Here is a 13288-nt window from a genome sequence, read left to right as displayed (position 1 = left end):
GCATTCGGGTGCAAACGGATCAAAAATCCTGCACTTTTGCAGGATTCGTGCGAATGAGCTCTACGACAATTGCTTTCTACCTAGTACCAACTTCCCGAATGCGACTGAACCCCATTTATTCAACTCATTCGAGCTTTACTGCATCCTTCAAGGTAAGCAACTAAGGGGACAGCCTCAGTCCCCCCCAGAACCCTAAAAACTGGGGCGTGTGGAGGAAGTGAGCATGCCAGTGAATATGGGGTCCCACCAGCGAGCTCGACCAATTGAACGGACACCAGAGACCTTATTTGCTGTTTACGCCTCTGTTGCACGATCCTTACGGACCCAGCAGCCCTTATTCCACACGATTTCATGCGTTTGGGCTCCATTAGAGGCAAATAAGGGATCCTGGGTCCGATAGAAAGCGAATTGACCCCAAAATCAACAAATAAGAGCTTCTGTGTCCGATCGGTTAAGCCTCACCCCTATAGAAAAAACCTGACCGGAAACGATCACCAGTCAGGTTTTACTATAAACTGCCTACAATTGGACCATCTTCCGTTGCCTCTGCTCGAACACGGCCCATTCCTTGAATCCGATCTGCTTCAAGGTGCTGCGCACCTCTTCGAACTCATCGGCGACTCGTTCGGGCACGTGGGAGTCGGACCCGAATGTCGGCTTCACGCCGAAGTAGTGCGCACGCTCCAATATTTCGTAAGAAGGATACCAGCCGCCGCACGATTTGCCCTTACCCGACGTGTTGATCTCGATCGCGACGTCGCATTCGGCTATCGTTCGCAGCGTCTCGTCAACGACATCGGTTTTCACTTCGCTGATGGCCGGCAAATACCCTTTGATCGCATCGATATGGGCGAGGATGTCGAACATGCCGCTTCTCGCTGACTCCGCTACAAGTCGGAAGTGGGCTTCCTTATCGCGCAGCATACCGGCTTCATCAATGCCTTCCCACCGCGTCCGGTCGAAGATGCTGCGACCGCCAGACACGTGAACCGACCCGATGATATAGTCGAACGGATATTGAGCGTAGACACTCCTATACACGGCTGCATGCTCAGGAAAGAAGTCCGATTCCACACCCAGCAGCACCGTGATCTTATCCCGATACTCTTCTTTGAGCCGAAGTACTTCGGCTATGTATGCAGGGAACTCGCTTTTTCCCATGGCGATGCCGGGCTTGAAGCGGTCGACGTCTTCCCCGAAGAATGGAGAGTGGTCGGAAATGCCGATATAGGATAAGCCTCCGGCTATAGCAGACTCAATATAATCCCGTATTTCCCCTGAGGCATGGCCGCAGCGGTGGTGGTGCGTATGATAGTCGAATCGCATGAATCGTTCCCCCTGATCTGAAGGTTGGTAATGATATAGATTTCATTGTATCACATCCTCAGATGGCAGGGGGTATAACCTAAGTCTGTTGGTCAGCCTCAATATTGGACTGGATCCGGGATCATATCCTGGTCCATCAGCTCCGTATTCGTCTTCATATTCTTCATTTGGTTGCCTAGCTTCTTCATCTCGGTTTCATCCGGTGCCATAGAGCCGTTTTGGACTTCAGCGAGTCCCTTCGTCTGCGAGGGCACTAAGAATAGCTGTTCCAGCTCGGATAACTTGTCGAGTGCCGCTTTCCGAATGCTCCGGGGAACAGACTCGCCGCCCCCAAAGGAAGCCTCCTCGAACTTGACGATCGTATCGCCTTGGTCACAAGTGTGGGTCGTCAAGATGATCGGGTAACTCACCTTCGACGACTCATCCACAATGTTGAGCTTATACATCGCTCTCTCTGTATATTCGATGCGCTCTAGTCCAAGCTCCGCCAGCTTTTGGTACACGGTTGCTTTGTCCACATCCAATCCCTCCTCGCGAAATCTAATCTGCTTGGCACTCATGAATTGTGCTTACTGCTCTCTTCGCTAGCGCTCTTCTGAACGCTCATCTTGGCGGCTTGCAGCGTATCGGCCACTTGCTGCTTGGCATCCTTCGCTTGTTCAATCAACTCGGAGGTGTGATCGCTCACATCAGTAGCGACTTTCTTGCCTTTGTCCCGGATCGTGGCGGCGAAATCCTGGGTTTTCTCAAGTGCGGACCGGCATCGGTTGGACAACTCTCGCCGCAGTTGTGCGCCAGATTTGGGAGCGAGCAGTAAGGAAGACACGACGCCAACGGCTCCTCCAATAACGATACCCTTCATAAGTCCACTTCTTCTTGTCTCGGTAGTCATATAGAATCCTCTCCTTGTATGCCAAATTAGTGTAGCTGCGTTCGATAATACTCTATTAACCTGCTGTTCACGATTTGAAACAATATGGTATAACTACAATAAGAGCAGAGAACGAAACAATCCCGCAAGGGGGACGAATAGATGAGCATTATTATTGTGGACGACAATGAGACCAACTTGCTGATCATTGAGAAAATATTACGCAAAGAAGGGTATCAAGACCTGTTGATGGCTTCATCGGCCATGGAGCTGTTCAAGCTGTTGGATATGGAATCCACGAGTACGGCTGAGGTGCCAGTGAACTTGATCCTCATGGATATGATGATGCCGGAGATCGACGGGCTGGAGGCGTGTAGACGAATCCAGCAGGAGGAGCGGCTCCGGGACATCCCGATCATCTTCGTAACTGCACTAGGAGACTCCAACAAGTTGGCTGAAGCGTTAGATGCTGGAGCGAGCGATTATGTGATGAAGCCGATCAATCGAGTGGAGCTGCTCGCCCGCATCCGCTCAGCTTTTCGATTGAAGCTGGAGAAGGACTGGCACAAGGAGCGGGACAAGCGTATCCAATACGAGCTAGATCTGGCCAAGCAAGTGCAGCGCAGTGTGCTGAGTGAGCCGATCCAGGATAGGCACGTGAAGATCAGCGCGGTGTACGAGCCCTCCTCCGAGCTTGCAGGTGATTTTTATGCCTGGCATCGGATCGGTCCGAACCGCTACGGCATTATCCTGCTGGATATGATGGGGCACGGTATCTCATCTTCACTGATCTGCATGTACATCTACTCAGCCCTGCAGGATACGATTATGCGCATTTCCGATCCCGAGGAAGTGATGCGTGAGCTGAACCGTTATATGAACCGGCTTCAAATGTCGGACGCCCTGATCAATTATTATTTTACGGCAATCTACCTGGTGCTTGACACGGAGCAGAAGACGATCGAGTACGTGAATGCAGGCCATCCGGCTGGGCTGATTCTTATCGATGGCAAGCTTGCCTTGCTTTCGGAGGGTTGTTGCGCGATCGGATTTTTCGACCAGATTGACATACAGAAGGATACACTCCGATACGAGCAGCAAGTAAAGGTGGTGCTCTTCACCGACGGTCTGCTCGAATGGATCGGGCGCGATCAGGAGGACGGCACGTCTAAGCTGATGGAGCAGCTGAAGCAGGATCCGGATGCAAGTCTGGATGAATTGATGTCACGACTCCAACCAGCAACGGAAGCTTCAGTTCAGCAGGACGATATGTGTCTAGTCATGATTTCTACATCATGAATGCTTGAGATACGATAAGCAGCAAAACACGCGTTTTTTTATTCGAATGATGAATAATTAATGCGTGTTTTCTGTTTCAATGGGTCGTTAGCGGTGTAATAACAAGTATTGAAGCATCGTGCCAAGCGGGGTTGAACGACAATCTAACCGACTGCAGGAGGATGATGAGAAGATGAATAGGAGTCTATTAAGTCTGGCACTGGGCGGAGTTGTATTATGGGGAAGCTATTCCTATGAAGGAATCACGCCTCAAGACGAAGCTATACCCGTTTCTGTGGATGTTGCTTCGGCAGCATCACTGTCTCTTTCTTCTACATCGCCTCCCTATGCGCTTCAGACGGTCGAAGGCATTTCCCTATACGACGATCAGCAAGCAGTAGTGGAACATCTGGGTGCGCCAGAAAATATTGAGAGCGACCCCTACACGGAACAATTGGAAATCTATCAATACGAGGGCATTCAGGTCGGTTTTAGTGCAGGCTACGTGGATTTTGTAAGGGTGTTGCCGGAAGCAGGCGCGATCCACATCGACGGGAACCCAATTCCGATGACCTTGGAGGCGATGACAGGACAGCTGGGACAGCCGGATTTTGTAGCGGAGGACGGGCTGGTGTTCAAACGCCGGGAGGCGGCAATCAAGCTTTTTCTCGATGAGACCAAGCAGCATATAACGTCAATCGATTATTTTCACAGGACCCATTCTTGAAACATGCGCTATGCCGACATGGCTTGTATTGCCTGAATGTTCTTGTTAGTATTTGAATAAATACCTAATGGCTGGGAGTGAAGACTATGACCTTACAGAAATTTCGCATAGATCAGGAACAGACCAAAGAGGCTAATATTGTGCACATCAGCGGTGATCTGGACTTATCCGCCGCGACGGAGCTTCGTTCGGTGCTGGAGACCGTGGTGAATCAGTCGGACAAAGCACTCATTCTTGACTTCGGGCAATTGAACTATATCGACAGTACGGGAATAGGTATTGTTATTTCCGTTGTCAAGATTAGGGACGAGATTCAGGGAGCTTTCCAAGTAAGGCATATCCCGTCCGCTATTATGAAGTTATTTGATCTTACGGGGATTTCCGGATTTCTAATCGAGAGGAAGTAAGGGACGAGCATGAATAACGTTCGATTGGTTATACCTGCGCTTGCGGAATATATCGATGTGGCCCGATTGTGTTTGTACGGCATGGCAACGAAGGCAGGCTTCTCCTACGAGGAGATTGAAGATATGAAGGTTGCAGTGGGGGAGGCTTGCAATAATGCTGTGCTGCATGCTTATCCGGAGCCGGGTGAGGGCATGGTCGAGATTAGCTTCGAGCAGGATGAGACAAGTTTTATTATAAAAGTGAAGGACAATGGCGGCAGCTTCAATCACGAGGATGTCCTCGAGCAGGCTGCACCGGTTCAAGCCGAATCCATCAAGGAACTGCAGGTCGGAGGACTCGGAATCTATCTCATGCAGGCTCTGATGGACGAGGTGTCCGTCCGGACCGAACATGGCACTGAAGTTACGCTTACCAAATATAGACCAGTACGTACGCCACGGGTCCACGGTTAACTAATAGCCGTTGATCCGTCGTCTGTTTTTGGGAAGAACGTTTCAACTTGCGATCACGCGGGTAATCAATCCGTAAGGTATCTCGCTTCAAGTCCTGCACAGAACTTACAGGAAGAGAAARGATAATTTCGGATGAATAACTCAAGTGTAAGCTTAACGATTCCTGCGAAAGCCCATTTTCTGGACATCGTCAGACTAACCTTATATGGCATTGCTAGCAAGGCCGGATTCTCCTTCGAGGAAATTGAAGACATGAAGGTGGCGGTAGCCGAAGCGTGCAATAACGCCATCCTGCATGCCTACGAAGGGGGGAGTCCCGGGAATGTGGAACTGCGATTCGATCTGGAGGATCAGGGGATCACGATTCGGATAAAAGATGAGGGCAGCAGCTTCGATTACGAGCACATGGCGCTTAGAACAACGTCCTTGCACGATCAACTGCTCAGCGAAGCCAAGATTGGTGGACTTGGCATCTTCATGATGCAGGCTCTTATGGACGATGTCCACGTGTATACCGATCTCGGTACGGAGGTCGTGATGACTAAGCACTTCAGCAGAAAAGAGGAGATGACATGAATTCCAATGCATCTTCACAGCCGCAGATTGATACGAACTCCACCATTAAGCTGTACCAGGAAACCGATTGTAACGATGTCGCTACCGAGCTGCTTCTGCACTTCGAACCAATTGTCCGCATGGCAGCCGGCAAGATATCGAGGAGCCGATCTGATTTATTCGAAGATTTGTTCCAAGTAGGCCGGATGTCGATGCTGCGTTTGTTCAAGCACTATGACGATACACTCGGTATTCCATTCGAAGCTTATGCGATGAAGAGCTTGATCGGTCATATGAAAAATTTTTTGCGCGACAAATCCTGGTACATCCAAGTACCGCGTCGTGTCAAGGAGAAAGGGCTGCTCGTCCAGCAGACGATCGACCACCTTACGTCTGAGCTGGAGCGTTCCCCGAAGATCGAGGAAATAGCCGCCCATCTGGAGCTGTCCGAGGAAGAGACGATCGAGATATTGGTTGGACGCGAGTATTATCACTATACGTCCCTCGATACTCCATTGTCGAATGGAGGGGATAGCGCGACGATTGGCGATCTGATCGCTGTTCAAGCAGACGAGTACAGCGCGCTTGAGAAGCGATTGGACTTGGAAGAGGCGATGGAGAAGTTGAAGCCGGATGAACAACGCGTCCTCCTGCTCGGGTATCAGGATGGACAATCCCAGCGTAACATTGCCAGTCAGCTTGGCATCTCGCAAATGAGCGTATCCCGTATCCAGAAGCGGGCCATTGATAAGCTGAAGAATATTATGACGGACCCTCAGTAGCATCGCCTGAATCTTATGCCTTGCATCAACTGTTTCAAAGTTGCGGGATCGGGTTAATGACTTCTATCCCATATAGAGGCGGTGAGTTCCAATGGTAGTCAAGCACCGGATCAGTTTAATAGATTGTGATTTGCTAGTTCACGAGAGTGAAGACCATTCGTTCCAAGTCTTCATACAATCGACTAATAATCCTCTGAGCCGTGGCAATCTGCTTCATAGCTTCGAGACGGAACGACAAGCGGTAGAGGCAGCGGAACGGTTTCACTGGATGTATGTACTTGCCAAAGAAAACGGTTACTATTTGAAACAGGATTGCTTCATTAAGCCGAACAGAAACCAAATTCATATTAGCATCATGGCTGACTGTACGATGACGAAAGAACATTATGTGCTTCAGTTGCAGGGATCTCATCTCGACGATCCGGAACTGAACACAACGACATAGAATATGATGATCGATTTGTGAAATATTGAAGTCGAATATGCGAAAGACCAACCGTCCAATGGTGCGGTTGGTCTTTCGTCATACTTGGGTATGTGTTCGTTATTAGTTGTATTTGCTCGACGATAGTGACGGTTAAGGTGGGCCCCGGTTGGGTTGATTTTGTTTCAAGGGCCTGCCTAGAGGGTAATAAAACATATGACACACATGCATTACATCCAACAGAAGAGAGGTGTTCTATATGTTATATTGGGCAATGGTATTTTTGGTTATCGCATTAGTGGCGGGGATATTCGGATTTTTCGGAATTGCATCCGCGGCCGTCGGCATCGCCAAAGTATTGTTCGTTGTCTTCCTAATCTTGTTCGTCATCTCCCTCATCCTGGGAAGACGCAGGAGTGTTTGAATGCACAATCACCAACCGAAACGAATAAAAGTTGGAACGGTTCCCAACCTTAATATTGTGCTTGCATGATCTGCTCAACAGCCTAATAATGGAAGCAGAAAGAACGAAATTACTTTTGCGAGGCGAGGTGCGGACATGCAGGCGGATATTGTAATCAAGAACGGGTGGATCATCGATGGGACGGAGAAAGAGCGGTTCAAAGGGAACCTGTACATCAAGGATGGGCGTATTACGGCTATTACGACCACAGATCTGACAGATAAGAATGCGGAAGTTGAGGCGAAGGAAATTATCGACGCCAACGGGAACATCGTATGCCCGGGATTTATCGATTCTCACACCCATTCCGACTTGATGCTATTGTGGGACCGTCAGCACGCCGCTGGGCTCAGTCAAGGTATTACGACCGAGATTCTGGGGCAGGATGGGCTATCATATGCCCCGCTTGGCCGGGATAACCTGGACATGTATGTTAAGTTTCTGTCGGGGCTGAACGGCAGTCCGGATATCCCGCTCGATTGGTCGTCCGTACGGGAATATCGTATGAAGTTCGATCAGACGGTCGCTATCAATACGGCCTATCAAGTACCGCATGGCGCATTAAGGCTGGAGACGGTAGGGATGAGGGATGTACCGTTGGTCGGGCGGGAGCTGGCGCAAGCCCAAGCGATTCTGGACCAAGGCTTGAAGGAAGGCGCCGTAGCGTTCTCCACGGGTCTTAGCTATTATCCTTGTGCGTTCTCAGACACGGATGAGATGGTCGAATTATGCAAGATTGCGGCCGCGAACGATAGTGTTTATGTGACGCATATTCGCACCGTATTTCGTGAAGGGCAATACGTCGACCCGGTACTGGAATCGATTGAGATTGCCGAGCGCTCTGGCGTGAAGCTGCACTTCTCCCATTACCGCACGAGCATTCCGGATGCGGGACAAGTACACAAGATTATGAAGGACATTGATGCCGCGCATGAACGGGGAGTTGACGTATCGCTAGAGCTGTACCCCTACCCGTTCGGCAGCGGCTATGTCGTCATCCTGATGCCGCTCTGGTGGGCGGTGGGCGGTTATGATGCAATGCTGGAGCGGCTTGCTGATCGATCACAACGACAGCGGCTTATCGCAGGGATGGAGCAGAACACCTTGCCTCTGCGCGGCTATTTCACGCATCTGCCGAACAATCCGCAATACATAGGCCGAACATTCCTGGATGTGGCCAAGGAACGGGGGCAGTCCGTACCGGATATGCTCTGCGACCTGCTGCTGGAAGAGAACTTGCAGGTCGGTTTTATCGATGCGCACCACTCGATCTTCGAATCTGACGAAGGTTGGGATCGGTTCAATCAGGACTGCCTGGAGCTGCTGTCGAGACCGTACTACATGGTCGGCTCGGACAGCATTCCGGTCGGTCGAAATCCGCATCCCCGCGGCTTCGGGACGTTTCCCAGACTGCTGCGCTTTTGCCGGGAGTATAATTATCGCCTGGAGACGATGATCAATCGGATGACGAAGGTGCCTGCAGATCGGTTCGGACTCGTAGACCGAGGACAATTGAAGGTTGGGTATGCGGCGGACGTCGTCATATTCGACAAGGACCGGGTGACGGATACGGCGACCTACAAGCTGTCGCGCAGCGGCCCTGTAGGTATCTCGCACGTGCTGGTCAACGGGCGGGTCGCGGTGCGGGACGAGAAAGTGACAGCTGTATTCGCGGGTCGGGCGCTTGGCAGAGGGTAAAGGGTTGGAGAGTCTGTCCGACGGAAGTAGAGCGGTGAATATTTATTCATTGTTGGGGTATTACAGGATAGGGATGGCACTCCACCGCTGTTGAAATCAAATTGTTTTTATTTTATCTTCATGGTAGCAATTTGATTTCAAAGGCGGCCGTAAACTTTACGTACCATTCCCTATCCCTCCATAACCCAATGAATAAATATTCACGAATATCTGTCCGTCGGGCAGACTCCTAGATGGTATATAGAACATAAAGGAGAAGACGAACAAAAATGCCACACATTGTTGCAAGAGGACTTTCCGTCGAACAAATGTGCACGATTAGCCAATCGTTAGTTGACGAGCTGGCTGTAGCCTGCGGCTGTGGAAGAGACAATTTCATGCTCGAGTGCCTTCCTGTTGTGTCCGTGTTCGACGGCCGCCAGGTTGAGACGTTCCCCTTCATTGAGGTGGCCTGGTTCGAGCGGGGACATGTCATCCGCAATCGGGTAGCTGCGATTCTTACCGAGCACGTACGGAATTTGGGCATAGCCGAGGTGGAAGTCGCATTCCGTACCTATCGGGAAGACAGCTATTACATTAATGGAACTCGCTGCGATTCATAAGCTGTGGATCTAATCCTCTCGAATGACGTATAACATACACAAGGTAACAGAGAGGGTGTGCGCTATGAATCGAACGGAAACGAAGGAACAGCTGGAAGTGGAGTTACGCCGTATTCAGGAATGGGAGCGTGGGCAGAAGGACCTCTGGTTCTGGGAAAAGCTCGGTCGGCTCCCATTCCTGTTGCTGGATAAAATAACGCCGAAGATCGTTCAAGAGAAGTTGGGCATCGCGCTGAATGAGATGGGCAGCTACGTCCAGTCGGGCGGAAGGTACTTGATCTCGCAGCGCTCCATTCTGGACAAGCTGGAGCAAGATGCGGTGGAAGCAGGTGTAGTGCTGCAGGGTGCATCTCCCGCTTCAGTAGAGGCGGTAGAGGCTGTAGAAGCAGCGGGCCGACAAGGGGCATCGCCCTTGCCCGCTACAGGCGAAGTGCATCAAGGAGTGTCCCCATTGTCCATTGCGGGCGCTGCTCAATTGCCGCTTGAAGTTATGGATCGGGTGGCAGACCAACTGGCTGGGTCGCGCTCCAAGCTGGCCGCCGTTCAGGGCGCAACGACAGGAATCGGCGGGCTGTTCACGCTTGCCATAGATATACCGGCGCTGCTCGGCATGGCGCTGAAAGTGCTGCAGGAAATCTCCGTCTGTTACGGCTACGATCCGAATGAGAAACAGGAGCGAGTGTTCATCTTGAAGTGTCTGCAGTTCGCTTCATCCGACATTGTCGGTAAGCGCGCCGTGTTGGAGGACTTGGCACAATTCGCCGGGGAACGAGGCCAATCCCAAGTCATCTCACAATTGCAAGGGTGGCGCGAGGTAGTGACCGCGTACCGCGACAACTTCGGCTGGAAGAAGCTGTTCCAGATGGTGCCGATCGCCGGCATGCTATTCGGAGCGTTCATCAACAAAGGTACGGTGCAGGATGTGGCCGAAGCCGGGAAAATGTTGTACCGAAAGCGCCGGATTATGGAACGGTTAGCGGAACTGTAGAGAAGAAAACAAGTTGACATGAACAATAAATTATACTAACATCTAATTAGAATTACATCTGATTAGATGTTTTTTTGTGCGCGGACACTGTTCCGAAAAGCCTCATCTAGCTCAGTTCCAGGAGGTAAACAAACATGCAGTTGGATAAAATCGTAAGTTATCACAAAGCGTTAGCCGACCCCACGCGCATTAAGATGCTGCTCTTGCTGGCCGACGGAGAGCTCCATGGGCAAGTATTGGCCGAGAAGCTCTGTGTCTCGACAGCCACGATCACGCATCACGCCGCGAAGCTGAGGGAAGTTAGCCTCATCCAGGAGCGGCGGGATAAGAATACGATCTATTTTTCACTGAACGAATATTTCATTAGAAGTAATGCAACTGCATTAGTAGATATGATCTACAAGCGGAAGAAGGGGAGGGACGAAGTGGAAGATATCAGCAAGGACAAGAGCGAGAGCGACGAGCGGCTGAAGCAGTCGGTTCTTCGCAATTTTATTACGTCGGAAGGCAAGCTCAAGCACATCCCGGCCCAGCTGAAGAAGAAGCTGATCGTGTTCGAGCATATGGTCTCACAGCTGGAGAAAGGCCGGACATACACAGAGAAGGAACTGAACGCCTGGATCAAAGGCTATCATGACGATTTTGCCACGATTCGCCGGGAATTCATCATGCATCAATTCATGTACCGGGAGCTGGAAGTGTATGAGCTGAACCCCCCCGAGCTGTGGACCCACTGGGAAAATCTACATTAACCTCAAGACTCCGACCAATTCCATATCTCCACCCGGCCGAGCTGGAAGTGAAAGAAATCCTTCTCTTGCTGCAACTTCTCAAGCTCCCGGATCGGGCCGGTTACTACAGCTCCATACACTTGGATGCCGTTCGTCTTCAGATAAGCGAGTCGTTTCACATCGATCTTCTCTTCCGCATAGCGACCCTCGTCGATTAACCATTCCACATCGGGGATCAGTTGGTCGGCTGATTTCTCCAACTCCGATTTGTTCGTAATCGATTGTACCCAGCCTTTGTTGCCCCCTTCATAATGGACCGGCGGTCGAAGTGTAAGATGCGGCACGAAATTCATCCCACCTGCGGATGAATAGGAAATATCCTTAAAGTCCTTCAACTCCCCGCTATACACCGGCATGCTGCTGATGCGCACATCATAACCGGATAATAGTTGACGTAGCTGTTCCGGGTTCATTCCAGTCGCAGTGGAAAATGCCAGCTCGGCCACGTGCCCATCGTCTATACGTTTGATTTGCTCCCACAGCGGGTCTACCGAAGTGCTCGTCTGCCTGCGGGACGGATCGCCTGTCAGCAGATTAAGCGGCACGACGAAGGAATACCCGTTGTTGGTATGCAGATACCGTTCGTTCTCATTGAGCGTATACGAGACGTATCCGAACACATTTTTCCGTGCGGTTACTTCTCCGGTAATGACCTCCCAATCCCCTACCTGCCGATACACCTTGATTGTTGTTTTCTGAGTAAGGAGTGGGGATAATGCGGTAGAAGAGCTCGTTTTGTCCAGAATTGCTCCACTGGCGTGCGTCTCAATCAACGTCTCCGCATACCGCTCAAACTTGTCGTTTTTTCCAGAAAATTCGTAGATCATATTCATGACCATCATGAAGATGGCATAGAGGAAGGCAAGTGCTACAAGCGAGAAGATGACACTACGCAGTACGGCGAACCGCGTGTGCCAAATCATCCGTTTGAATTTCTTCTCATTCCATCCCGGCAGCTCTTTATCAGCCTCCCAATCCTGCAGCAGCTTCTCTTCATCGTGCATAGATTCCTCATTCATTCCGCATGATCCCCTTTCTGAGCTGATGCGAGCTCCTTGAACTTGTGCCTGCTGCGATGCAGGTTCACTTTTACTTGATCGATGCTAATATCCAACGTCCCCGCTAACTCCTGATAGGAGAAACCTTCGATTTCCCGCAAATATAATATCGTCCGGTATCGTTCAGGAAGAGCGTTCATGACCTCCGAAAGGTTCCGCCTCTTCTCCTGCGCTTGCAACGCTTCCTCAGGGGTTGGATAAGGGCTGATGCCGGTCGCTTCATATTCGATATGCTGCATCATTCGCGCTTCAACCTTCTGCTTACGCAGCCAATCGATGAACAAATTCCGGGCTACCCTGTACAACCACGCCCTTGCCATCTTCGTATCATCCAGCTGGAGCGAGAGCATGGCGCGATAAAAAGTTTCTTGCAGCAGCTCCTCCGCCGATTCCTTAGACCCACACATACGATAGAGATACCGGTAAAGGGAGGGTTGAACCATGCGGAACAGTTTCGTAAACGAGTCTCGTTCCATCTCGTGCCCCCTTCAACTAGTTAAACGAACGTATCGTGATTTTGTTACAAGGCAGACGTAATTTCTAATAGCCATACCTCAGCCAATCTATAATGGTCGGATACCAGGGCGCATGAACATTGCATTTTGACTGGAAATTCGGTACAATAATGTCCAACTGAATGATGTACGGCTGTGAAGGATGGATAGTACCTGAAATTACCTTGCAATTAGCGATCCGGGGGCGGTGAAAGCCTGGGGTGAGGGTTCGGGGAAAAAGGCAATCCGGAGCTGTTTTGGTGAAAAAGGGGATGGATCGACTTTCGCGTCAAGTTGCGATGGACTGTCGGCCTTATGGATTCGTGAATCCGTAAGCTTGAGAGTGAGCACAGCAGGAGCGGACAGCGCGA

General features: G+C 50.7%; 17 protein-coding genes. 12 read left to right on the top strand and 5 right to left on the bottom strand.

Going from position 1 to position 13288, the window contains the following annotated elements:
- Window positions 1-519 precede the first annotated feature (519 nt).
- The 3 genes from AC1DWB_RS02880 to AC1DWB_RS02870 all read right to left on the bottom strand — a co-directional run bounded on the left by AC1DWB_RS02880 (window position 520) and on the right by AC1DWB_RS02870 (window position 2218).
- Window positions 520-1326: a histidinol-phosphatase gene (locus tag AC1DWB_RS02880; RefSeq protein WP_477539520.1), complete on the bottom strand. Its 807-nt coding sequence runs from the start codon at window positions 1324-1326 to the stop codon at window positions 520-522.
- Window positions 1327-1424: 98 nt separating this feature from the next.
- Window positions 1425-1844, bottom strand: coding sequence for a hypothetical protein (locus tag AC1DWB_RS02875; protein WP_477539519.1), 420 nt, complete (start codon window positions 1842-1844; stop codon window positions 1425-1427).
- A 38-nt stretch (window positions 1845-1882) separates the two neighbouring features.
- Complete coding sequence (locus AC1DWB_RS02870; RefSeq protein WP_477539518.1) at window positions 1883-2218, bottom strand: YtxH domain-containing protein; 336 nt, start codon at window positions 2216-2218, stop codon at window positions 1883-1885.
- A gap of 141 nt (window positions 2219-2359) precedes the next feature.
- Between AC1DWB_RS02870 and AC1DWB_RS02865 the strand changes: the two genes are divergently transcribed.
- The 12 genes from AC1DWB_RS02865 (at window position 2360) to AC1DWB_RS02810 (ending at window position 11326) form a co-directional block, all read left to right on the top strand.
- Window positions 2360-3496: a SpoIIE family protein phosphatase gene (locus AC1DWB_RS02865; RefSeq protein WP_477539517.1), complete on the top strand. Its 1137-nt coding sequence runs from the start codon at window positions 2360-2362 to the stop codon at window positions 3494-3496.
- Between the two features lie 172 nt (window positions 3497-3668).
- Complete coding sequence (locus tag AC1DWB_RS02860) at window positions 3669-4202, top strand: hypothetical protein (RefSeq protein ID WP_477539516.1); 534 nt, start codon at window positions 3669-3671, stop codon at window positions 4200-4202.
- 86 nt (window positions 4203-4288) lie between these two features.
- Window positions 4289-4609, top strand: coding sequence for an STAS domain-containing protein (locus AC1DWB_RS02855; protein ID WP_477539515.1), 321 nt, complete (start codon window positions 4289-4291; stop codon window positions 4607-4609).
- Between the two features lie 9 nt (window positions 4610-4618).
- Window positions 4619-5062: an anti-sigma B factor RsbW gene (rsbW, locus tag AC1DWB_RS02850; RefSeq protein WP_477539514.1), complete on the top strand. Its 444-nt coding sequence runs from the start codon at window positions 4619-4621 to the stop codon at window positions 5060-5062.
- Between the two features lie 132 nt (window positions 5063-5194).
- On the top strand, window positions 5195-5638 hold the full coding sequence (rsbW, locus tag AC1DWB_RS02845; protein WP_477539513.1) for an anti-sigma B factor RsbW: 444 nt from the start codon (window positions 5195-5197) through the stop codon (window positions 5636-5638).
- Complete coding sequence (locus AC1DWB_RS02840; protein ID WP_477539512.1) at window positions 5635-6399, top strand: sigma-70 family RNA polymerase sigma factor; 765 nt, start codon at window positions 5635-5637, stop codon at window positions 6397-6399. The genes rsbW (AC1DWB_RS02845) and AC1DWB_RS02840 overlap by 4 nt, the downstream gene beginning before the upstream one ends.
- Before the next feature lie 91 nt (window positions 6400-6490).
- On the top strand, window positions 6491-6844 hold the full coding sequence (locus tag AC1DWB_RS02835; RefSeq protein WP_477539511.1) for a hypothetical protein: 354 nt from the start codon (window positions 6491-6493) through the stop codon (window positions 6842-6844).
- Window positions 6845-7082: 238 nt separating this feature from the next.
- The gene (locus tag AC1DWB_RS02830; RefSeq protein ID WP_477539510.1) at window positions 7083-7247 is read left to right on the top strand and encodes a DUF1328 domain-containing protein; all 165 of its coding nucleotides are present in this window, start codon (window positions 7083-7085) and stop codon (window positions 7245-7247) included.
- Between the two features lie 135 nt (window positions 7248-7382).
- On the top strand, window positions 7383-8984 hold the full coding sequence (locus tag AC1DWB_RS02825) for an N-acyl-D-amino-acid deacylase family protein (protein ID WP_477539509.1): 1602 nt from the start codon (window positions 7383-7385) through the stop codon (window positions 8982-8984).
- 269 nt (window positions 8985-9253) lie between these two features.
- A complete protein-coding gene (locus AC1DWB_RS02820; protein ID WP_477539508.1) occupies window positions 9254-9586 on the top strand; it encodes a DUF1904 family protein in 333 nt (110 codons plus the stop codon).
- A gap of 64 nt (window positions 9587-9650) precedes the next feature.
- Window positions 9651-10574, top strand: a complete 924-nt coding sequence (locus AC1DWB_RS02815) for an EcsC family protein (RefSeq protein WP_477539507.1) — start codon at window positions 9651-9653, stop codon at window positions 10572-10574.
- 134 nt (window positions 10575-10708) lie between these two features.
- Window positions 10709-11326, top strand: a complete 618-nt coding sequence (locus AC1DWB_RS02810) for a DUF2087 domain-containing protein (protein ID WP_477539506.1) — start codon at window positions 10709-10711, stop codon at window positions 11324-11326.
- 2 nt (window positions 11327-11328) lie between these two features.
- On the opposite strand, the gene AC1DWB_RS02805 is transcribed toward AC1DWB_RS02810, so the two are convergent.
- Entirely contained in the window at window positions 11329-12384 is a 1056-nt protein-coding gene (locus tag AC1DWB_RS02805) for an anti sigma factor C-terminal domain-containing protein (protein ID WP_477539505.1), read from the bottom strand.
- The gene (locus AC1DWB_RS02800; RefSeq protein WP_477539504.1) at window positions 12381-12899 is read right to left on the bottom strand and encodes an RNA polymerase sigma factor; all 519 of its coding nucleotides are present in this window, start codon (window positions 12897-12899) and stop codon (window positions 12381-12383) included. The genes AC1DWB_RS02805 and AC1DWB_RS02800 overlap by 4 nt, the downstream gene beginning before the upstream one ends.
- Window positions 12900-13288 lie beyond the last annotated feature (389 nt).

The sequence above is a fragment of the Paenibacillus sp. P4_E11 genome (assembly GCF_056401635.1).
The sequence above is the reverse complement of the archived record's forward strand: the minus strand, read 5'-3'. Positions and strand labels throughout refer to the sequence as shown.